The sequence below is a fragment of the Klebsiella sp. 28 genome (assembly GCF_018223905.1).
GTDB classification, from domain to species: Bacteria; Pseudomonadota; Gammaproteobacteria; order Enterobacterales; family Enterobacteriaceae; genus Klebsiella; species Klebsiella pneumoniae.
In genome coordinates this window covers 113311-135150 of sequence record NZ_JAGRQY010000057.1, presented here as the reverse complement: position 1 = coordinate 135150, position 21840 = coordinate 113311, and the positions used below count along the sequence as shown (strand labels likewise).

General features: G+C 57.3%; 16 protein-coding genes, 2 rRNA genes and 1 riboswitch. Of the genes, 10 read left to right on the top strand and 8 right to left on the bottom strand.

Translation table 11 applies throughout. The annotated features are described in order from the left end of the window. A 23S ribosomal RNA gene (locus KHQ28_RS10815) occupies positions 1–110 on the top strand; the annotation flags it as partial. Between the two features lie 101 nt (positions 111–211). Continuing rightward, positions 212–327: ribosomal RNA gene (rrf, locus tag KHQ28_RS10810) — 5S ribosomal RNA — on the top strand. 162 nt (positions 328–489) lie between these two features. On the opposite strand, the gene KHQ28_RS10805 is transcribed toward rrf, so the two are convergent. Beyond that, positions 490–951 (bottom strand): acetyltransferase, encoded by a 462-nt coding sequence (locus KHQ28_RS10805; RefSeq protein ID WP_004178258.1) that lies wholly within the window; start codon positions 949–951, stop codon positions 490–492. Between the two features lie 156 nt (positions 952–1107). On the opposite strand from KHQ28_RS10805, the gene metA reads away from it, so the two are divergent. The 4 genes from metA to aceK all read left to right on the top strand — a co-directional run bounded on the left by metA (position 1108) and on the right by aceK (position 7170). Next, complete coding sequence (gene metA / locus KHQ28_RS10800; RefSeq protein ID WP_004146576.1) at positions 1108–2037, top strand: homoserine O-succinyltransferase; 930 nt, start codon at positions 1108–1110, stop codon at positions 2035–2037. A 260-nt stretch (positions 2038–2297) separates the two neighbouring features. Further along, on the top strand, positions 2298–3899 hold the full coding sequence (gene aceB / locus KHQ28_RS10795) for a malate synthase A (protein ID WP_002884559.1): 1602 nt from the start codon (positions 2298–2300) through the stop codon (positions 3897–3899). 79 nt (positions 3900–3978) lie between these two features. Further along, on the top strand, positions 3979–5283 hold the full coding sequence (gene aceA, locus KHQ28_RS10790) for an isocitrate lyase (RefSeq protein ID WP_002884570.1): 1305 nt from the start codon (positions 3979–3981) through the stop codon (positions 5281–5283). Between the two features lie 102 nt (positions 5284–5385). Next, a complete protein-coding gene (gene aceK / locus KHQ28_RS10785; protein WP_002884575.1) occupies positions 5386–7170 on the top strand; it encodes a bifunctional isocitrate dehydrogenase kinase/phosphatase in 1785 nt (594 codons plus the stop codon). A 50-nt stretch (positions 7171–7220) separates the two neighbouring features. Here the strand turns inward: aceK and iclR are convergent, their stop codons facing one another. Beyond that, positions 7221–8051, bottom strand: a complete 831-nt coding sequence (gene iclR / locus KHQ28_RS10780) for a glyoxylate bypass operon transcriptional repressor IclR (protein WP_002884578.1) — start codon at positions 8049–8051, stop codon at positions 7221–7223. A 194-nt stretch (positions 8052–8245) separates the two neighbouring features. Between iclR and metH the strand changes: the two genes are divergently transcribed. Together metH and KHQ28_RS10770 are read left to right on the top strand one after the other, a co-directional pair. Beyond that, complete coding sequence (metH, locus tag KHQ28_RS10775; protein WP_004151753.1) at positions 8246–11929, top strand: methionine synthase; 3684 nt, start codon at positions 8246–8248, stop codon at positions 11927–11929. Positions 11930–12058: 129 nt separating this feature from the next. Beyond that, positions 12059–13690 (top strand): Na/Pi cotransporter family protein, encoded by a 1632-nt coding sequence (locus KHQ28_RS10770; RefSeq protein WP_004177864.1) that lies wholly within the window; start codon positions 12059–12061, stop codon positions 13688–13690. 112 nt (positions 13691–13802) lie between these two features. On the opposite strand, the gene pepE is transcribed toward KHQ28_RS10770, so the two are convergent. Next, on the bottom strand, positions 13803–14492 hold the full coding sequence (gene pepE / locus KHQ28_RS10765; protein ID WP_032418210.1) for a dipeptidase PepE: 690 nt from the start codon (positions 14490–14492) through the stop codon (positions 13803–13805). Between the two features lie 198 nt (positions 14493–14690). Between pepE and rluF the strand changes: the two genes are divergently transcribed. Next, positions 14691–15566, top strand: a complete 876-nt coding sequence (gene rluF / locus KHQ28_RS10760) for a 23S rRNA pseudouridine(2604) synthase RluF (protein WP_023342414.1) — start codon at positions 14691–14693, stop codon at positions 15564–15566. On the opposite strand, the gene KHQ28_RS10755 is transcribed toward rluF, so the two are convergent. The 3 genes from KHQ28_RS10755 to lysC all read right to left on the bottom strand — a co-directional run bounded on the left by KHQ28_RS10755 (position 15563) and on the right by lysC (position 18369). Then, the gene (locus KHQ28_RS10755) at positions 15563–15835 is read right to left on the bottom strand and encodes a DUF3811 domain-containing protein (RefSeq protein WP_002884625.1); all 273 of its coding nucleotides are present in this window, start codon (positions 15833–15835) and stop codon (positions 15563–15565) included. The genes rluF and KHQ28_RS10755 overlap by 4 nt on opposite strands. A 116-nt stretch (positions 15836–15951) precedes the next feature. Next, a complete protein-coding gene (gene panS, locus KHQ28_RS10750; RefSeq protein ID WP_002884627.1) occupies positions 15952–16881 on the bottom strand; it encodes a ketopantoate/pantoate/pantothenate transporter PanS in 930 nt (309 codons plus the stop codon). A gap of 138 nt (positions 16882–17019) precedes the next feature. Beyond that, on the bottom strand, positions 17020–18369 hold the full coding sequence (gene lysC / locus KHQ28_RS10745) for a lysine-sensitive aspartokinase 3 (RefSeq protein ID WP_004146591.1): 1350 nt from the start codon (positions 18367–18369) through the stop codon (positions 17020–17022). A 179-nt stretch (positions 18370–18548) separates the two neighbouring features. Beyond that, positions 18549–18784, bottom strand: a riboswitch (Lysine riboswitch). Positions 18785–19133: 349 nt separating this feature from the next. On the opposite strand from lysC, the gene pgi reads away from it, so the two are divergent. After that, entirely contained in the window at positions 19134–20783 is a 1650-nt protein-coding gene (pgi, locus tag KHQ28_RS10740) for a glucose-6-phosphate isomerase (protein WP_002884631.1), read from the top strand. 49 nt (positions 20784–20832) lie between these two features. Here pgi and KHQ28_RS10735 read toward each other — a convergent pair whose 3' ends face one another. Together KHQ28_RS10735 and KHQ28_RS10730 are read right to left on the bottom strand one after the other, a co-directional pair. Beyond that, a complete protein-coding gene (locus KHQ28_RS10735) occupies positions 20833–21288 on the bottom strand; it encodes an acyltransferase (RefSeq protein WP_004177857.1) in 456 nt (151 codons plus the stop codon). A gap of 8 nt (positions 21289–21296) precedes the next feature. Next, positions 21297–21806 carry a GNAT family N-acetyltransferase gene (locus KHQ28_RS10730; protein WP_004186456.1) on the bottom strand — a complete coding sequence of 170 codons (510 nt, stop codon included), beginning with the start codon at positions 21804–21806 and terminating at the stop codon, positions 21297–21299. Between the last annotated feature and the right edge of the window lie 34 nt (positions 21807–21840).

Sequence of the window (21840 nt, the reverse complement as noted above, 5' to 3'; positions counted from 1 at the left end):
CTTTAAGTCTCCTGAAGGAACGTTGAAGACGACGACGTTGATAGGCCGGGTGTGTAAGCGCAGCGATGCGTTGAGCTAACCGGTACTAATGAACCGTGAGGCTTAACCTTACAACGCCGAAGATGTTTTGGCGGATTTGAGAGAATTTTCAGCTTTGATTCAGAGTTGAGTACGCAATATAAAGAATTGCATACTGAGCACAAAGAATTTGCCTGGCGGCACTAGCGCGGTGGTCCCACCTGACCCCATGCCGAACTCAGAAGTGAAACGCCGTAGCGCCGATGGTAGTGTGGGGTCTCCCCATGTGAGAGTAGGGAACTGCCAGGCATCAAACAAGTGAAGAGCCCATCCTGCCGGATGGGCTTTTTGCGTTTCTGTCGTCCGGCCAGCGTGCCGGTATGTCTCCCCGGTGGCGCTGCGCTTACCGGGGCTACAGATCCTCGGCCACCTGCTGGCCGAGGGGACATCAATGCCGCAAAGTTACCGACGTCAATCGTAGTCTGCTTCAGCCTGCTGCTCATACATCAAATTCAATAACGGATACGGTTGCCCCAGATCGTCCGTTTCAGAGCGCCCTGTCACCCTAAAACCCATCTTCTGATAAAACCCGACCGCTTGTTCATTCTGCTCATTTACATTGGTCGTCAGCTTCGGCGTTAACGACAGCGCATGCTCAATCAGCAACTTCCCCACGCCACAGCCGCGGACATCCGGATCGACGAACAGCGCATCCATATGATCTCCGGTCAGCAGCATAAAGGCGATCGGCTGGTCTTCCGTATTAACCGCCACCCACAGCGGAGCCTCCGGTAAAAATGCGCGTACCATCTCCTCCAGCTCCTTTCGATACGCTTTTGTCAGAAAATCATGCGTGGCGTCGACCGACCGACACCAGATCGCAGTCAGTTTATCCCCTTCATCAGGCCGGGAACGGCGGATGTTAATAACCATACTTTCTCCTTTTCTACATTCTTATATTCTAACTCAACAAGCGCCGTGAAATTTTCTCACCGTGAACATGCAGACTCGACATTCACCCGATTCCTGGTTATCTTCAGCTATCTGGATGTCTAAACGTTTATACGTATGCTATGAGGTAATACAGTTATGCCAATTCGGGTGCAGGACGAGCTGCCAGCCGTCAATTTCTTGCGCAATGAAAACGTCTTCGTAATGACGACAACACGTGCAACGACTCAGGAAATCCGCCCCCTGAAGGTGTTAATCCTCAACCTGATGCCGAAGAAAATCGAGACGGAAAACCAGTTCCTGCGTCTGCTATCAAACTCTCCGCTGCAGGTGGATATCCAGTTATTACGTATCGATGCGCGCGAGTCGCGTAATACCCCTGCGGAGCATCTGAATAACTTTTACTGTAATTTCGATGAGATCTGCGATCAGAACTTTGACGGCCTGATTGTTACCGGCGCTCCTTTAGGCCTGGTTGAGTTTAACGATGTTGCTTACTGGCCGCAGATCAAACAGGTGCTGGAGTGGGCCAAGGATCACGTCACTTCGACGCTGTTCGTCTGTTGGGCGGTTCAGGCCGCGCTGAACATTCTGTACGGCATTCCCAAGCAGACCCGCGCCGAAAAGATTTCCGGCGTCTATGAACACCATATTCTTCATCCGCACGCCTTACTGACCCGCGGTTTCGACGACTCTTTCCTGGCCCCGCACTCACGCTATGCTGATTTTCCGGCCGGACTTATTCGCGACTATACCGATCTCGAGATCCTCGCGGAGACGGAAGAGGGCGATGCGTATTTGTTCGCCAGCAAAGATAAGCGCATCGCCTTTGTCACCGGCCACCCTGAGTACGATGCCAATACCCTGGCAAGTGAATATTTCCGCGATGTGGAAGCCGGTTTGAACCCTGAGATACCTCATAACTATTTCCCACAAAACGACCCGCAGAACAAACCGCGCGCCACCTGGCGCAGCCACGGCAATCTGCTGTTCGCTAACTGGCTTAACTATTACGTCTACCAGATTACGCCATACGATCTGCGTCATATGAATCCGACGCTGGAATAATACTCTATGTGAGACGATCCTAAAGCGTTTCAGCATTTTGCCTCTGGCACCTTCGGGTGCCTTTTTTATTTCCGAAATTCACTTCATACACGAGGATAACTTTAATTTCATTGTTATCAATGTGTTAATGATAATTTAAAATTAAAATGGAAATTGTTTTTGATTTTGGAAATTAATTGAGTAGTCTTAATTGTGCTGAGCGAAAACTGCACAACGATCTTTCGCTCGCTTCCAGCGGATCAACCAAGAGGAGCAGCACAATGACGCAGCAGGCGACAATCACCGATGAACTGGCCTTTAGTCAGCCCTATGGCGAGCAGGAGAAGCAGATCTTAACGCCTGAGGCGGTAGAATTTCTGACGGAACTGGTGAGCCGCTTTACGCCGGCGCGCAATAAGCTGCTGGCCGCGCGTTTGCAGCAACAGCAGGCTATTGACGACGGGCAGCTTCCGGATTTTATTTCGGAAACTGCTTCCATTAGAAATGGCGACTGGACTATTCGCGGTATCCCGGCTGATTTGCAGGATCGCCGCGTGGAAATCACCGGCCCCGTCGAGCGCAAAATGGTCATTAACGCGCTGAATGCCAACGTCAAAGTCTTTATGGCGGACTTTGAGGATTCGCTGGCGCCTGACTGGCGCAAAGTCATTGATGGTCAAATCAACCTGCGCGATGCCGTGAACGGGACCATCAGCTACACCAACGAGGCCGGCAAAATCTATCAGTTGCAGCCCAATCCCGCTGTGCTGGTATGCCGTGTGCGCGGCCTGCACCTGCCGGAAAAGCATGTGACCTGGCGTAATGAGGCGATCCCCGGGAGCCTGTTCGATTTTGCGCTCTATTTCTTTCATAACTACCAGGCGCTGCTGGCGAAAGGAAGTGGTCCCTACTTCTATCTGCCAAAAACACAGGCCTGGCAGGAGGCGGCATGGTGGAACGATGTCTTCAGTTTTACGGAAGATCGCTTTGACCTGCCGCGCGGCACCATCAAGGCCACGCTGCTGATTGAGACGCTGCCAGCGGTGTTCCAGATGGATGAGATCCTGCATGCGCTGCGCGACCATATTGTTGGCCTGAACTGCGGCCGCTGGGATTACATCTTCAGCTATATCAAAACGCTGAAAAACCATCCGGACCGCGTGTTGCCTGACCGTCAGGTGGTGACGATGGATAAACCGTTCCTCAGCGCCTACTCACGCTTGTTGATTAAGACCTGCCACAAACGCGGCGCGTTTGCGATGGGCGGTATGGCGGCGTTTATCCCGAGCAAAGATACCGAACGTAACCGCCAGGTGCTGAGTAAAGTCACCGCCGATAAAGAGCTGGAGGCCAACAACGGTCACGATGGGACCTGGATCGCCCACCCGGGCCTGGCGGATACCGCCATGGCGGTGTTTGACCGCGTGCTGGGCGATAAGCCGAATCAGCTCTCGGTCACCCGGAGCGAGGATGCGCCAATTACCGCTGAACAACTGCTGGCTCCCTGCGAGGGCGAACGCACGGAAGCCGGAATGCGCGCCAACATTCGCGTGGCGGTGCAGTACATCGAAGCGTGGATCTCCGGCAACGGCTGCGTACCGATTTATGGCCTGATGGAAGACGCCGCAACGGCCGAGATCTCGCGCACCTCTATCTGGCAGTGGATCCATCATCAGAAAACCCTGAACGACGGTACCCCGGTCACTAAGGCGCTGTTCCGCCAGTGGCTGGCGGAAGAGCTGATGGTGATTCAGGAGGAGCTGGGAGAGCACCGCTTCAGCCACGGCCGCTTTGACGATGCGGCGCGACTGATGGAGCAGATCACCACCTCCGACGAGCTAATTGATTTTCTGACATTGCCGGGCTACCGCCTGCTGGCCTAATCGCCAGATGGTGTGGTTCGCCATTTAGTCCTTCACCTATGAGCCTGGGGAGCCAGGAAACTATATGGAGCATCTGCACATGAAAACCCGTACCCAACAAATCGAAGAATTAAACAAAGAATGGACGAATCCGCGCTGGGAAGGCATTACCCGTCCCTACAGCGCGGAAGAGGTGGTGAAGTTACGCGGCTCGGTGAATCCGGAATGCACGCTGGCGCAGCTTGGCGCGGCGAAACTGTGGCGTCTGCTGCACGGGGAGGCGAAAAAAGGGTACGTCAACAGTCTCGGCGCGCTGACCGGCGGCCAGGCCTTGCAGCAGGCGAAGGCGGGTATCGAAGCCATTTATCTCTCCGGCTGGCAGGTGGCGGCGGATGCTAACCTGGCGTCCAGCATGTATCCGGATCAATCGCTGTATCCGGCCAACTCGGTACCGGCGGTGGTGGATCGGATCAACAACACCTTCCGCCGCGCCGATCAGATCCAGTGGTCAGCGGGAATTGAACCGAACGATCCGCGCTTTATCGACTACTTCCTGCCGATCGTGGCGGATGCGGAGGCCGGTTTTGGCGGCGTCCTGAACGCCTTTGAGCTGATGAAATCGATGATTGAAGCCGGTGCAGCGGCTGTTCACTTCGAAGATCAGCTGGCATCGGTGAAGAAGTGCGGCCATATGGGCGGTAAAGTGCTGGTTCCGACTCAGGAGGCGATTCAGAAGCTGGTGGCGGCGCGTCTGGCGGCCGACGTGATGGGGGTCCCGACGCTGGTCATCGCCCGCACCGATGCCGACGCCGCGGATTTAATTACCTCAGACTGCGATCCGTACGATCGTGAGTTTATTACCGGGGATCGCACCAGCGAAGGGTTCTTCCGCACCCACGCCGGGATCGAGCAGGCGATCAGCCGCGGGCTGGCCTACGCGCCGTATGCGGATCTGGTGTGGTGTGAAACGTCGAAACCGGATCTCGAGCAGGCGCGCCGCTTTGCCGAGGCTATCCATGCGCGTTTCCCGGGCAAACTGCTGGCCTATAACTGCTCGCCGTCGTTTAACTGGAAGAAAAATCTCGATGATAAAACCATCGCCAGCTTCCAGCAGCAGCTGTCGGACATGGGATACAAATACCAGTTTATTACCCTCGCGGGGATCCACAGCATGTGGTTCAACATGTTCGACCTCGCCCATGCCTACGCTCAGGGTGAGGGGATGCGCCACTATGTTGAGAAAGTGCAGCAGCCGGAATTCGCCGCCGGGCCGGAAGGCTACACCTTCGTCTCGCATCAGCAGGAGGTGGGCACCGGCTACTTCGACAAGGTCACCACCATTATCCAGGGTGGCACCTCGTCGGTAACGGCGCTGACCGGCTCGACCGAAGAAGAGCAGTTTTAAGCTATGCCCGGTGGCGCGACGCTGACCGGGCCTGCAAGAGGACGCAGGCCGGATAAGCGAGCGCGCCTTCCGGCATGACGTGGCGCCGGATGGGGGAAAGCGATGACGCGTGGTCTTGAATTACTGATTGCCCAAACGATATTGCAGGGATTTGACGCGCAGTATGGGCGTTTTCTTGAAGTCACTTCCGGCGCGCAGCAGCGCTTTGAACAGGCTGACTGGCACGCCGTGCAGCAGGCGATGAAGCAGCGGATCCATCTCTACGATCACCACGTGGGTCTGGTAGTAGAGCAGCTGCGCTGCATCACCGAAGGGAAAAGCACCGACGTCGATTTTCTTCTGCGGGTGAAACAACAGTACACCCAACTTTTACCGGATTACCCTCGCTTTGAAATTGCTGAGAGCTTTTTCAATTCGGTCTACTGCCGCCTGTTTGACCACCGCTCGCTGACCCCCGAGCGGCTCTTTATTTTCAGCTCGCAGCCCGAGCGACCCTTTCGTACCCTCCCGCGACCGCTGGCGAAAGATTTCTTTCCGGAACGCGGTTGGTCGCACCTGCTGGGTAAAGTACTGTCCGATCTGCCGCTGCGGCTACCGTGGCAAAACAAAGCGCGGGATATCGGCTATATCATTGCCAGTCTGCAGGAGGCGCTGGGGGAGGAACTGCTCGCCACCTGTCATCTGCAGGTCGCCAATGAGCTGTTCTACCGCAATAAAGCCGCCTGGCTGGTGGGCAAACTGGTCATGCCGATGGCGACGCTGCCTTTTTTGCTGCCGATCCACCGCAGCGAAGAGGGTGAGCTGTTTGTTGACACCTGCCTCACAACCCATGCCGAAGCGAGTATCGTTTTTGGCTTCGCGCGTTCCTATTTTATGGTTTATGCGCCGTTGCCCGGCGCCCTGGTGGAATGGCTGCGCGAGATCTTGCCGGGTAAAACGACGGCCGAGCTGTACATGGCGATTGGCTGTCAGAAGCACGCCAAAACCGAAAGCTATCGCGAATATCTACACTACATTACTCGCTGCGATGAGCAGTTTATTGAAGCGCCGGGTATTCGCGGGATGGTGATGCTGGTGTTTACCCTGCCGGGCTTTGACCGGGTGTTTAAGGTGATCAAGGACCGCTTCGCGCCGCAGAAAGAGATGACCGCCGCCCATGTGCGGGCTTGCTATCAGCTGGTAAAGGAGCATGACCGCGTCGGGCGGATGGCGGACACCCAGGAGTTTGAAAATTTCGTGCTGGATAAACGGCAAATCGCGCCGGCGCTGCTGGCGCTGCTGCAGGCGGAAGCGGGGAACAAACTCACCGATCTCGGCGACCGCATCGTCATCAGCCATCTCTATATTGAACGGCGAATGGTGCCGCTCAACCTGTGGCTGGAGCAGGTTAACGGCCAGGCATTGCGTGATGCGGTAGAAGAGTATGGCAATGCTATCCGCCAGCTGGCCGCCGCCAACATCTTTCCCGGCGATATGTTATTTAAAAACTTCGGCGTCACCCGCCATGGCCGGGTGGTGTTCTACGACTATGATGAAATCTGCTATATGACGGAAGTGAATTTTCGCGAGATCCCGCCGCCGCGCTATCCGGAGGATGAGCTGGCCAGCGAGCCGTGGTACAGCGTTTCGCCTGGCGATGTGTTTCCGGAGGAGTTCCGCCACTGGCTGTGCGCCGACCCGCGCATTGGGCCACTGTTTGAAGAGATGCATGCCGACCTGCTGCGCGCCGACTACTGGCGCGCACTGCAGATGCGGATTAAAAACGGCCATGTGGAAGATGTCTACGCCTACCGGCGCAAGCAGCGTTTTAGCGTGCGCTATGGCGCTGACAGTAGACCGGATAAGGCGTTTACGCCGCCATCCGGCAAGGTGCGCCGATCTGCCTGATGGCGCTACGCTTATCAGGCCTACTTAAAATGCCCCTCTGGGGCATTTTTTTATTTAACCCCGCCATACGCCAGCGTCACTTCCTTCGCCGCCTTGATCACCAGCGCGCCCAGCTCAGTTACCCGATCATCGGTCATACGCGAGATGGGGCCTGAGATGGAGATTGCCGCGAACGGTTCGCGATGTTCATCGTAAATGCAGGCGGCGACGCAGCGCAGGCCGAGCGCGTGCTCCTCATCATCGAAAGAGTAGCCCCGCTTGCGGGTCTGAGCTAAATCTTCCTTCAGATGCAGCGGGGAGACCAGCGTGGCATGCGTATAGGCATGCAGCCCTTTACGGTGCAGCAGACTGGTGACCTGCTCTTCGCTCAGCTGCGCGAGAAACGCCTTCCCGGCGCCGGAAGCGTGCATCGGCAGTTTACCGCCTATTGGCGCCGACATCCGCATCAGCTGGGTGCACTGCACCTGATCGATAATGATCGCCTGGTGGTCGCTCTGGTCGAGCACCGCTAAATTCACCGTTTCACCGGAATCTTCCATCAGCTGGCGCAGGATCGGATGGACAATGGCCAGCAGATTGCGGCTTTGTAGAAAGCTGCTGCCGACCACGAAAGCATGCGCCCCGACGGCCCAGTGACCCAGCTCGCCAACCTGGCGGACGAAGCCCAGCTGTTGCATGGTGGTCAGCAGACGGTGAGTCGTGGAGTTAGGCAGACCCGCCTGCTGCGCCAGTTCGGTCAGCGCGACGCTGCTGTGGGACTCGGCAATCCATTCGAGTAATTTCAGGCCGCGGGTCAGCGACTGAACCTGACCGCCAGCCTGCTGGGCAGTGGCAGCCGCGGGTTTTCTGCCGCGTTTCGCGGGAATGGGGGTAGTGGCCATCGCGAACTCCTTTTTCTGTATCGTGGAAATAATTTTCGTTTTATTTGGCAATAATGCAATCACAACCGGACTCATCGGATGAGTGAAGCTGAACATGTCTCATATTGCCCGTTGTTGTCTTTTCCGCTCCGGTGGTTTATGCCAGTATGGTTTGTTGGCTATTTGGCCTGAGTCGAGCGTTGTCGGGAGCAAGTGTGAGCAGCAAAGTTGAGCAACTGCATCAGCAGTTAAAAGAACGTATTCTGGTTCTGGATGGGGGCATGGGCACCATGATCCAGGGCTATCGTCTGAGTGAGCAGGACTTTCGCGGTGAGCGCTTTGCTGACTGGCCGTGCGACCTGAAAGGCAACAACGACCTGCTGGTGCTCAGCAAACCCGAAGTGATCCGCGAGATCCACGACGCCTATTTCGAGGCCGGCGCGGATATCATTGAGACCAACACCTTTAACTCGACGACCATCGCGATGGCGGATTACCAGATGGAATCCCTGTCGGCCGAGATCAACTTTGCCGCGGCGAAGCTGGCCCGCGCCAGCGCCGACGCCTGGACGGCCCGCACGCCGGAAAAACCGCGCTATGTCGCGGGCGTGCTTGGCCCGACCAACCGCACCGCCTCTATCTCGCCTGATGTGAACGATCCGGCGTTCCGTAATATTACCTTTGACCAGCTGGTGGCCGCCTATCGCGAATCCACCCGGGCGCTGGTGGAAGGCGGCGTGGATCTGATCCTGATTGAAACGGTGTTTGACACCCTGAACGCTAAAGCGGCCATCTATGCGGTGAAAGAGGAGCTGGAGGCGTTAGGCGTTGACCTGCCGCTGATGATCTCCGGGACCATTACCGATGCCTCCGGCCGCACGCTTTCCGGACAGACCACCGAAGCCTTTTATAACTCGCTGCGTCACGCCGAAGCCTTATCGTTTGGTCTGAACTGCGCCCTCGGGCCGGACGAGCTGCGGCAGTACGTCCAGGAGCTGTCGCGCATTGCCGAATGCTACGTCACCGCGCACCCGAACGCCGGCCTGCCCAACGCCTTCGGCGAATACGATCTGGACGCCGACACCATGGCGACGCAAATTCGCGAATGGGCGGAAGCCGGTTTCCTCAATATCGTTGGCGGCTGCTGCGGTACCACCCCGGAGCATATCGCCGCCATGAGCCGGGCGGTAGCGGGCCTGCCGCCGCGTCAGTTGCCGGAAATTGCGGTGGCCTGCCGCCTCGCCGGCCTGGAGCCGTTGAATATCGGCGACGATAGCCTGTTCGTTAACGTCGGTGAACGAACTAACGTCACCGGCTCGGCGAAATTTAAGCGGCTGATTAAAGAAGAGAAGTACAGCGAAGCGCTGGACGTTGCGCGTCAGCAGGTGGAAAGCGGCGCGCAGATTATCGATATCAACATGGACGAGGGGATGCTCGACGCGGAAGCGGCGATGGTGCGTTTCCTTAACCTGATTGCCGGCGAGCCGGACATTGCCCGCGTGCCGATCATGATTGACTCCTCCAAGTGGGAAGTCATTGAAAAGGGCCTGAAATGTATTCAGGGCAAAGGCATCGTTAACTCGATTTCGATGAAAGAGGGCGTCGAATCCTTTATCCACCATGCGAAACTGGTTCGCCGCTACGGCGCCGCGGTGGTGGTGATGGCTTTCGACGAGGTTGGTCAGGCCGACACCCGCGAACGTAAAATTGAGATTTGCCGTCGCGCCTACAAAATCCTCACCGAAGAGGTCGGCTTCCCGCCGGAAGATATTATCTTCGACCCCAATATCTTTGCCGTCGCCACCGGTATCGAAGAGCATAACAACTACGCACAGGACTTTATCGGCGCCTGCGAAGACATCAAACGCGAGCTGCCGCATGCGCTAATCTCCGGCGGGGTCTCCAACGTCTCCTTCTCCTTCCGCGGTAATGACCCGGTACGTGAGGCGATCCACGCCGTATTCCTCTACTACGCGATCCGCAACGGCATGGACATGGGGATCGTCAACGCCGGTCAGCTGGCCATCTATGATGACCTCCCGGGCGAGCTGCGCGACGCGGTCGAAGACGTGATCCTCAACCGCCGCGATGACAGTACCGAACGGTTACTTGAGCTGGCGGAAAAATATCGCGGCAGCAAAGCGGACGACGGCGCGAATGCCCAGCAGGCGGAGTGGCGCACCTGGGAGGTGAAAAAACGCCTCGAATATTCGCTGGTGAAGGGCATTACCGAATTTATCGAACAGGACACCGAAGAAGCGCGTCAGCAGGCCGCCCGCCCGATTGAGGTCATTGAAGGGCCGCTGATGGACGGCATGAACGTGGTCGGCGATCTGTTCGGCGAAGGCAAAATGTTCCTGCCGCAGGTGGTGAAATCCGCCCGTGTAATGAAACAGGCGGTGGCCTACCTTGAGCCGTTTATTGAAGCCAGTAAAGAGCAGGGCTCCAGTAACGGCAAAATGGTGATTGCCACGGTAAAAGGCGACGTTCATGACATTGGCAAAAACATCGTCGGCGTGGTGCTGCAGTGCAATAACTACGAAATCATCGATCTTGGCGTGATGGTCCCGGCGGATAAAATTCTCAAAACGGCCAAAGAGGTAAACGCGGATCTAATTGGTCTTTCCGGGCTGATTACTCCATCGCTGGACGAGATGGTTAACGTGGCGAAAGAGATGGAGCGCCAGGGCTTTACCATCCCGCTGCTGATAGGCGGCGCGACCACCTCGAAAGCGCATACGGCGGTGAAAATCGAGCAGAACTACAGCGGCCCCACCGTTTACGTACAGAACGCCTCGCGCACCGTCGGCGTGGTGTCTGCGCTGCTCTCGGACACGCAGCGCGACGAGTTTGTCGCCCGCACGCGCAAAGAGTATGAAACGGTGCGTATCCAGCATGGGCGTAAAAAACCGCGTACGCCGCCGGTGACCCTTGCCGCCGCGCGGGAAAACGATCTGGCCTTTGACTGGGAGAGCTACACGCCGCCGGTGGCTCATCGTCTGGGAGTACAGACGGTGGAAGCCAGTATCGAGACTCTGCGCAACTACATCGACTGGACGCCGTTCTTCATGACCTGGTCGCTGGCGGGTAAATATCCGCGCATTCTGGAAGATGAAGTGGTAGGGGAAGAGGCGCAGCGCCTGTTCAAAGATGCTAACGAGCTGCTGGATAAGCTGAGCGCAGAGAAAACCCTGAACCCGCGCGGCGTGGTGGGTCTGTTCCCGGCCAACCGCGTGGGCGACGATATTGAAATCTATCGCGATGAAACCCGCACCCACGTGCTGACGGTGAGCCATCATCTGCGCCAGCAGACGGAGAAGGTTGGCTTCGCCAACTACTGCCTCGCCGATTTTGTCGCGCCGAAGCTGAGCGGCAAGGCGGACTACATCGGCGCCTTCGCCGTGACCGGCGGCCTGGAAGAGGACGCGCTGGCGGACGCCTATGAAGCGCAGCATGATGACTATAACAAGATCATGATCAAGGCCATCGCCGATCGCCTGGCGGAGGCCTTTGCCGAGTATCTGCATGAGAAAGTGCGCAAGGTTTACTGGGGATATGCGGCCAATGAGAACCTCAGCAATGAGGAGCTTATTCGCGAGAACTACCAGGGGATCCGACCGGCGCCGGGATATCCGGCCTGTCCGGAGCACACCGAAAAGGGGACCATCTGGCAGCTACTGGACGTCGAAGCCCATACCGGCATGAAGCTCACCGAATCGTTCGCCATGTGGCCGGGCGCATCGGTTTCCGGCTGGTACTTCAGCCATCCGGACAGCAAGTACTTCGCCGTGGCGCAGATCCAGCGCGATCAGGTCGAAGATTACGCGCTGCGTAAAGGAATGACGCCGGCGGAGGTCGAGCGCTGGTTAGCGCCTAATCTGGGCTATGATGCGGACTAGTCGTCATCTTTCCTTACAACAAACAAGGCGCTCTGTGAGCGCCTTGTCTCTTTATTGAGGTTAACCCCTTATACTGAGATAGGTTCCTGAACTTCGGAAAACCTATAACGATAAGGAGAAGCTGATTCCGTGTTAACTCTGCTACACCTGTTGTCCGCGGTTGCTCTGCTGGTGTGGGGCACGCATATCGTGCGTACCGGGGTGATGCGCGTCTATGGCGCTCGCCTGCGTACCGTTCTCAGTAGCAGCGTAGAGAAAAAGCCGCTCGCCTTCTGCGCGGGTCTTGGCGTGACTGCGCTGGTGCAAAGCAGTAACGCCACCACCATGCTGGTGACCTCATTTGTCGCCCAGGATTTAGTGGGTCTGATGCCAGCGCTGGTGATGGTGCTGGGGGCCGACGTCGGGACGGCGCTGATGGCGAGGGTGTTGACCTTCGACCTGTCGTGGCTGTCGCCGTTGTTGATATTTATCGGGGTGATTTTCTTCCTCGGCCGCAAGCAGACCCGCGCCGGGCAGCTTGGACGGGTGGGGATTGGTCTGGGGCTGATCCTGTTGGCCCTCGAGCTGATTGTCCAGGCCGTACACCCCATAACCCAGGCGAACGGCGTGCAGGTGATTTTCGCCTCGCTGACCGGCGATATCATGCTGGATGCTTTGATTGGCGCCGTATTTGCAATCATTAGCTACTCCAGCCTGGCGGCGGTGCTGTTAACGGCGACGCTGACCGCGGCGGGAGCGATCTCTTTCCCGGTGGCGCTGTGTCTGGTGATTGGCGCCAACCTGGGATCGGGGCTGCTGGCGATGCTTAACAACAGCGCGGCGAACGCGGCGGCGCGCCGGGTGGCGCTGGGCAGCCTGCTGTTTAAGCTGGTGGGGAGCCTGATTATTCTGCCGTTCGTCCATCCGCTGGCCGCGGCGATGCACAAGCTGCCGTTGGCCGAGTCCGAGCTGGTTATCTACTTCCACGTCTTTTACAACCTGCTGCGCTGCATCGCGATGGTGCCCTTTGCCGGACCGATGGCGAAGCTGTGCCAGCGTCTGATCCGCGATGAGCCCGAGCTGGATAACCATCTCAAACCCAAGCATCTCGACCCGTCGGCGCTGGACACCCCGGCGCTGGCGCTGGCCAATGCCGCGCGTGAGACGCTGCGTATTGGTGACGCGATGGAGCAGATGCTGGAGAGCCTGCACAAGGTGATGCATGGCGAACCGCGTCAGGAGAAAGAGCTGCGCCGTATGGCGGATGATATCAACGTACTTTACACCGCTATTAAGCTCTATCTGGCGCGAATGCCAAAGGATGAGCTGGCGGAAGAGGAATCCCGGCGCTGGGCGGAAATTATTGAGATGTCGTTAAACCTCGAACAGGCGTCCGATATCGTCGAGCGAATGGGCAGCGAGATCGCCGATAAATCGCTGGCGGCGCGGCGCGCCTTCTCGGTAGAAGGGTTAAAGGAGCTGGACGCCCTGTACGATCTGCTGCTCAGCAACCTGCAGCTGGCGATGTCGGTCTTCTTCTCCAGCGATGTGCCCAGCGCCCGCCGCCTGCGGCGCAGCAAACACCGGTTCCGCATTCTTAACCGCCGCTACTCGCATGCGCACGTTGACCGTCTGCATCAGCAGAACGTGCAGAGCATCGAAACCAGTACGTTGCACCTGGCGCTGCTGGGGGATATGAAGCGTCTGAACAGCCTGTTCTGCTCGGTGGCTTACAGCGTGATGGAGCAGCCGGATGAAGACGACGAACGGGATGACTACTGAGCCATTCCCCGGCGGCGCTGTGCTAACCGGGGTTTTGCGTTTGGACGTCCCGTTGAGGCAGCCCGGATAAGGCGCAATGCGCCGCTATCCGGGAAACGTTAGCCCCCCAGGCTCAGAAGCGGTAGCCCGCAGGCAGGGTTATCGCTTCTTCCCCCGCTTTGAACAACAGCGTCGGGTTCGGGCCACCGAGCGTCGCGTGACCATCGGTGACCTGGATCCAGTTTCCTTCCGGCAAACCAATCACCGTTAATTCCGGCGCCACGACCAGCAGTTCGCGGATACGCTGTTCGCGGGTTTCGCCCTGATGCCCGGTCGGCAACGCGTTGGTGAAGTGCGGGTTAATCTGTAGCGGGAACAGCCCCAGCGCATCAAATCCCTGCGGATCGACAATCGGCATATCGTTGGTGGTGCGAATGGTCGGGCAGGCGAGGTTTGAACCTGCGCTCCAGCCGATATACAGCGCCCCGCGTTTGACGACATCGACAATCGGCGCCAACAGACCGCGGCTGCGGCACTCTTTCAACAGCTGGAAGGTGTTCCCGCCGCCGACGATCACCATCTCGGTGCTTTCAATGGCGGCGATAGGGTCGTCGACGCTGTGGATACCGGTTACGCTGACCGCCATGGGCGCCATAACCGCAGCCACTTTGGCCGTATAATCATCCCAGGATTGCGTCACGCCAGCGAAGGGGATGAATACCGCCTTACGGCGGCCTTTGACCTGACCGGCGATCAGCGGCAGGGCGTGTTCCAGCCAGGCTTTCCCCGGCAGCGTGGAGTTACTGAGTAACAGCAGTTCCATCTTTTCTTCCTGTTTTAAAAATATTATTGAAGCAGAAATTCTAGCATCGCCCCCATACCGGCACGCTGATATGGCGCATGATGTGGGTAAGCGGAATGCTGTTCACAAGCCCGACGAAGCTTCTGGATAATGAATCACACAATCCAGGTTTTTTCTCGCCCACAAGGTAGGGTATATTTCGCTTTTACAGGAGAATCTATGCTGCCCGACTCATCAACCCGATTAAACAAATACATCAGTGAAAGCGGCATCTGCTCGCGTCGCGAAGCGGACCGCTTTATTGAACAAGGCAACGTCTTTATCAATGGCAAGCGCGCCACGATTGGCGATCAGGTGAAGCCTGGCGATTTAGTCAAAGTGAACGGACGGTTGATTGAGCCGCGCGAAGCGGATGATCTGGTACTGATTGCGCTGAATAAGCCGGTCGGCATTGTGAGCACCACCGAAGATGGCGAGCGCGACAACATTGTCGATTTCGTCAATCACAGCAAGCGTATCTTTCCTATCGGCCGTCTGGATAAAGATTCTCAGGGGCTGATCTTCCTCACCAACCATGGCGATCTGGTGAACAAGATCCTGCGCGCCGGCAACGACCATGAAAAAGAGTATCTGGTCACGGTCGATAAGCCGGTAACCGATGAGTTCATTCGCGGCATGGGCGCGGGGGTACCGATTCTCGGGACGGTGACCAAAAAATGTAAGGTAAAGAAAGAAGCGCCGTTCGTTTTCCGCATCACCCTTGTGCAGGGGTTAAACCGCCAGATCCGTCGTATGTGCGAGCACTTTGGCTATGAAGTGACGAAGCTTGAGCGTACGCGGATTATGAACGTCAGCCTGACGGGGATCCCGCTGGGAGAGTGGCGCGATCTGACCGATGACGAGCTGATCGACCTGTTCAAGCTGATTGAAAACTCCTCTTCCGAAGCGAAGCCGAAAGCCAAGCCGAAGCCTAAAGCGGCGACCCCCGGGATCAAGCGTCCGGTAGTGAAAATGGAAAATAGCAACGATAAGGGCCGCCCGGCTGGCAACGGGAAACGTTTCACCCAGCCGGGACGTAAAAAGAAAGGGCGTTAACGCCTGCCGCGGGTCGGCGTATTCGCCGACCAGGAAAAGGTCGCTTCCTTATCCGTTTTATAAGCCTGCTGTTTTCTCACCTGGCGGGCTTTCTTCGCTTCCGCTTCACGCTGCGCCATCAGCTTATCGATATATTCCTTTTTCACGCTGTTCGTTTCCGCATTGCTCAGCGGGCGGCCATGCGCAATACGCGCGCGGTCAAGCAGCGTTTTCAATTCGCGCTGTTCGCGCTCGGTCATCTCTTTTTGTGTAATACGGGGGAGTGCCATGGTGGTGCCCTCAGTCAGACCAGAGCACCCAGTGTACGGCAATGAATATTTTACTGATAGCCTGTATGGCAACTAAAGCAGGCACACGCCCGGGCCTGCGCCCGGACGTATCACGCTCAGCGCTTGTCGGCTTTTTTGGCGATGGGCTTTCCTGACCAGTACCCGGCCAGCAGCGAACCGGACAGGTTATGCCAGACGGAGAACAGCGCGCCCGGCAGCGCCGCCAGCGGGCCAAAGTAAATTTTACCCAGCGCGGCCGCCAGGCCGGAGTTCTGCATCCCCACCTCGATCGCCAGCGTACGGCAGGTGGATTCATCAAAACCAAACAGACGTCCGCCCCAGTACCCGCCAAGCAGACCAATAGTGTTATGCAGGATCACCGCGATAATCACCACCAGGCCGACGGAGGCGATATGGGCGGCGGAACCCGCCACCACCGCGCTGATGATCGCCAGAATGCACACCATCGAGAAGGCGGGCAGGAACGGCTCTACCGCTTTCACCACCTTCGGCAACAGATGATGGACAATCAGTCCCAGCGCGATAGGAATGACCACAATCTGTAGAATGCTGAGCAACATGCCCATGACGTCGACCTGAATATGCGCGTCGACGTACAGACGGGTGAGCAGCGGTGTCGCCACGACGCCGACGAGGGTGGAGACCGAGGAGATGGTCACCGACAGCGCCACATCCCCTTTGGCAAGAAAGATCATCACGTTGGAGGCGGTCCCGCTGGCGACGCTGCCGACCAGCACCATCCCGGCGGAAAGCTCCGGCGGCATATGAAACAGCAGCGCCAGCAGCCAGGCGGCGAGCGGCATCACCAGATAGTGCAGAAATATCCCCGCAGCGACCGGCGCCGGACGCGACAGGACGCGTTTGAAATCCTCCAGCTTCAGATGCACGCCCATACCGAACATGATCAGCATCAGCAGGGTGGTGACCCATGGGCCAATTGGGGTGAAGGTAGTGGGAGTGTAATAGGCCAGAACGGAGAGCAGCAGTGCCCATAACGGGAACAGCCGCGTCAGAGTTGCGAGCATGTTGTGTTCCTTGCGATACGCGAACCGGGCCGCGCCATCCCGATGGGCGGCGAGCAGGTCAGCTGGTTGTGTTGATGTTGTTATAAAAAAGCCGGGTTCGAGCCCGGCTATAGGTATTGTTTATCGTGCTAAGGAATTTTATTCAAACAAATTATGATGCAGCTTCTGCACAACCTTCTCCGCATCGTCGCCCGGCACCAGGAAGCACAGGTTGTGGCTGGAGGCGCCATAGCAGATCATGCGGATGTTAAACGGCTCGAGGACGCCAAAGACCTCTTTGCCGACGCCGCAGGCTTTCGACAGCTCATTGCCAATCAGGGCGACCAGCGCCAGATTTTCTTCCACTTCCACGCGGCACAGCGAAGAGAGCTCGGTCAGCAGCGCCTGGGTCAACAGGGTATCGCCCGCAGAGGTCGAGCCGGTGGTGTCCATGGTCAGGGCCACGCTCACTTCGGAGGTGGTGATCAAATCAACTGAGATGTTATGGCGCGCCAGAATACCGAACACTTCGGCGAGGAAGCCGCGGGAGTGCAGCATATTCAGGCTGTGCAGCGTCAGCAGCGTTTGCCGGCGACGCAGCGCCAGCGCGCGGAACAGCGGCGGGTTCTCGGTGGTTTTACACACCAGCGTACCGCCCGCTTTAGGCTCTTTACTGGAGCCGACAAACACCGGGATATCGCTGCGCACGGCAGGCAGCAGGGTCGCCGGATGCAGCACTTTGGCGCCAAAGGTGGCCATTTCCGCTGCCTCTTCAAAGGCGATGACGTCGATGCGTTTCGCCGCCGGCGCGACGCGCGGGTCGGTAGTATAGATCCCCGGGACATCGGTCCAGATATCGACGCGGGTGGCATTCAGCGCTTCGCCGAGCAGAGCGGCGGTATAATCGCTGCCGCCGCGGCCGAGGGTGGTGGTGCGGCCTTTCGCTTCGCTGCCGATAAAGCCCTGGGTCACCACCAGGCCTTCCGCCAGGCGCGGCGCCAGCTGCTGCTGGGTCAGTTCGGCGACGGCGGCGATGTCCGGTTCGGCGCGGCCAAAGCGATCGTTAGTGCGCAGCACTTTACGGGCGTCAAACCACTGCGCCTGAATACCGCGTTCACGCAGAATTTCCACAAACAGCAGGGTGGACATCAGTTCGCCATGGCTGACAAGTTCGTCGGTCAGGGCGGTTGAGGAGGCGAGCGCGGCGGCTTCCGCCAGCGTCGTGATATTTTCCAGCAAGCGCTCAATCTCTTCGCGGATCACGTTGGGATAACGCAAACGCTCCAGAATATTGAACTGGATCTGACGCAGAGCGTCCAGCTGGGAAAAACGTTCGGTGGGTTCCAGCCCTCCCGCTAAGGCCACCAGAATGTTGGTCACGCCGGCAGAGGCGGAGAGCACAACAATACGGGTATTGGCATCGAGCAGCGCCACATCGATGCTGCGGTTCATTGCGTCAAAATCAGCAACGCTGGTGCCGCCAAATTTGGCGACGACTAGATCTGTCATAACAACCTCGTGTCAGGGGGCCTGACTTATTAAAACGATTCCTGAGCACCGATCCTGGCAGGGGCTGGACGCCGCCGGATCGCAACAAAATGTCTTAATAAGCCAGGCCAAATTATTCAGCCATGGCACAAGGGAAGAGCGATAAACAGGGTGGCGCAGAGTGATAAACAACTACGATGTCACCCAGAAGTGCTCCACCTTGTAGACCCGACTCACCGCTTTGGGCGCTGAGGTGTTCGGGTATGAAACGCCCGACTGCGAACGTTTCTGGTGACAACCCAGGGGATTCAGCCCCTGTGGCCGGCGAGGAGCGTGACCAGACGCTCTTTCACCTCGGCGTTGCTCCCCCTCACGTATCTTCCCCGGACTGGTTCCTCCAATACGGTTACCTGGGCAACGCACCTCTTCTGGCAATTACTGACGTCTTTCACCTGGCCGGGGGAACAGGGACATTATATCCCCCGCGAATACCCTTTCGCTGTAGCGTGAAATGCGCGAGCAATAGATACCTACCAATACGTAAGCACTGCGGATATATAAAGGCTTAACGCCAGCTATGTCAACGCTGCGGTTATGCGGATTTTTCATGCCTCTGCGGCTAACAGAAAAAAGCCTTATGATAGCTATACTAATGGGGCTTTTTACTCCGTTTTGACCCGATTCCTGACCGGCGTCAGGGTCAAGTCACAAAAATCATCACAATTTTCCGTCACCGGCGCTACAATCGACCGAAGTCACAATCTCAAATCAGAAGAGTATTGCTAATGAAAAACATCAACCCAACGCAGACCTCTGCCTGGCAGGCATTACAGAAACACTTCGACGAAATGAAAGATGTCACTATCAGCGAGCTTTTCGCCAAAGATAGCGACCGTTTTTCTAAATTTTCCGCGACGTTCGACGATCTGATGCTGGTGGACTTCTCCAAAAACCGCATCACTGAAGAGACGCTGGCTAAACTGCAGGATCTGGCGAAAGAGACTGACCTGGCGGGCGCTATCAAGTCGATGTTCTCAGGTGAGAAGATCAACCGCACCGAAGACCGCGCGGTACTGCACGTCGCGCTGCGTAACCGCAGCAATACGCCGATTGTGGTTGATGGCAAAGATGTGATGCCGGAAGTGAACGCTGTGCTGGAGAAGATGAAAACCTTCTCCGAAGCGATTATCTCCGGTAGCTGGAAAGGCTACACCGGCAAACCGATCACCGACGTGGTTAACATCGGCATCGGCGGCTCCGACCTCGGTCCTTTCATGGTGACCGAGGCGCTGCGTCCGTATAAAAACCACCTCAACATGCACTTTGTCTCTAACGTCGATGGCACCCATATCGCCGAAGTGCTGAAGAACGTGAATCCGGAAACGACTCTGTTCCTGGTGGCGTCCAAGACTTTCACTACCCAGGAAACCATGACCAACGCCCACAGCGCGCGCGACTGGTTCCTGGCAACCGCGGGCGACGACAAGCACGTGGCGAAACACTTCGCCGCGCTTTCCACCAACGCGAAAGCGGTTGGCGAGTTCGGCATCGACACCGCCAACATGTTCGAATTCTGGGACTGGGTTGGCGGCCGTTACTCCCTGTGGTCGGCGATTGGTCTGTCCATCATTCTCTCCGTGGGCTTCGACAACTTCGTTGAGCTGCTGTCCGGCGCGCATGCGATGGATAAGCACTTCTCCACCACTCCGGCGGAGAAAAACCTGCCGGTGCTGCTGGCGCTGATCGGCATCTGGTACAACAACTTCTTCGGTGCGGAAACCGAAGCGATTCTGCCGTACGACCAGTACATGCACCGCTTTGCCGCTTACTTCCAGCAGGGCAACATGGAGTCCAACGGTAAGTATGTTGACCGTAACGGCCACGCGGTAGACTACCAGACTGGCCCAATCATCTGGGGGGAGCCGGGCACCAACGGTCAGCACGCGTTCTACCAGCTGATCCACCAGGGCACCAAAATGGTACCGTGCGATTTCATCGCTCCGGCTATCACCCACAACCCGCTGTCTGACCACCATCAGAAACTGCTGTCTAACTTCTTCGCCCAGACCGAGGCCCTGGCCTTTGGTAAATCCCGCGAAGTGGTTGAGCAGGAATATCGCGATCAGGGTAAAGACCCGGCGACCCTGGAGCACGTGGTGCCGTTCAAAGTGTTCGAAGGTAACCGCCCGACTAACTCCATCCTGCTGCGTGAGATCACCCCGTTCAGCCTCGGGGCGCTGATTGCCCTGTACGAGCACAAAATCTTCACCCAGGGCGCGATCCTCAACATCTTCACCTTTGACCAGTGGGGCGTTGAGCTGGGCAAACAGCTGGCTAACCGCATCCTGCCGGAGCTGAAAGACGGCAGCGAAGTTAGCAGCCACGACAGCTCTACTAACGGCCTGATTAACCGTTATAAAGCCTGGCGCGCATAACGCTTGCGCAGCTAAGACGGAATGCCGACCCTTTGGTCGGCATTTTTATTTATAGCCGCCGCAGCAGCCTCGCCGGATTCCCCGCCCACACGCCTTTCTCGGTAATGGACTTCGTTACCACGCTGCCCGCGCCTATCACCACCCCATCGCAGATGCTGACGGCCAGAATCGTGGCGCCGCTGCCGATCGACACGTCATCGCCAATCTCGATCCGCCCCCAGCTGGCGCGGTCGGCGTTTGGTTTACCCTCGCGAAACAGGTCGTTGGCAAACATCACGCCGTGACCGATAAAGCAGCGCTGGCCGATGGTGACGTACTCGCAGATAAAGGTATGGGATTGAATTTTACTGTTCGCGCCGATGCGGGTATTCCCCTGGATCTCAACGAACGGCCCGACGAAGACGTTATCGCCGAGCTGGCAATCATAGAGGTTGGCGGGCTGGTAAATAACGACATTTTCCCCACAAACGACGTTACGTACGCCGGTATCACGAAGCTCAGGCATAGTTCCTCTCAAATCGGTTTGGCCAGAATATGTAAGGTGCTTTGCTGGCTGGCGGAGTGGAAAGTCGTGTCTCTGATGTGCCGCATCCCCTGGCGTTCGTAAAAACGGCGCGCGGCGGGATTCGCGGCGAGTACTTCCAGCCACAGCCAGCTTTCACCGGCCGTTTTTGCTCGCGTCTCGACGGCGTGAAAAATATGCTCGCCGTAGCGGTGGCCAGTCTTCCCCGGCATCAGGTAGAGCTTATGCAGCAGCGTACCAATCTTGCCGTCGTCAGCCATTCGCTGCTGATAGCTATATTTAGCGAAACCAACAGGAGAGGGGGCTTCGGCGATGAGCCAGTGTTGGGTCGCATCCGCAAGACTCCGACGTAGCGCATCTTCGGCATATTCTTGCTTAAGAAATAACGCCAGTTCATCGGCATCGCGCCAGAGATGAGCAAAGTGGTGATGATAGCTGGCATAGCCCATCGCGCTAAGCTGGGGCGCGTCCTCGGGACATGCCTGTCGAATAGTTAACATGCTGCGTTCCTCGCGTCGTTCTGCGGCTATATTG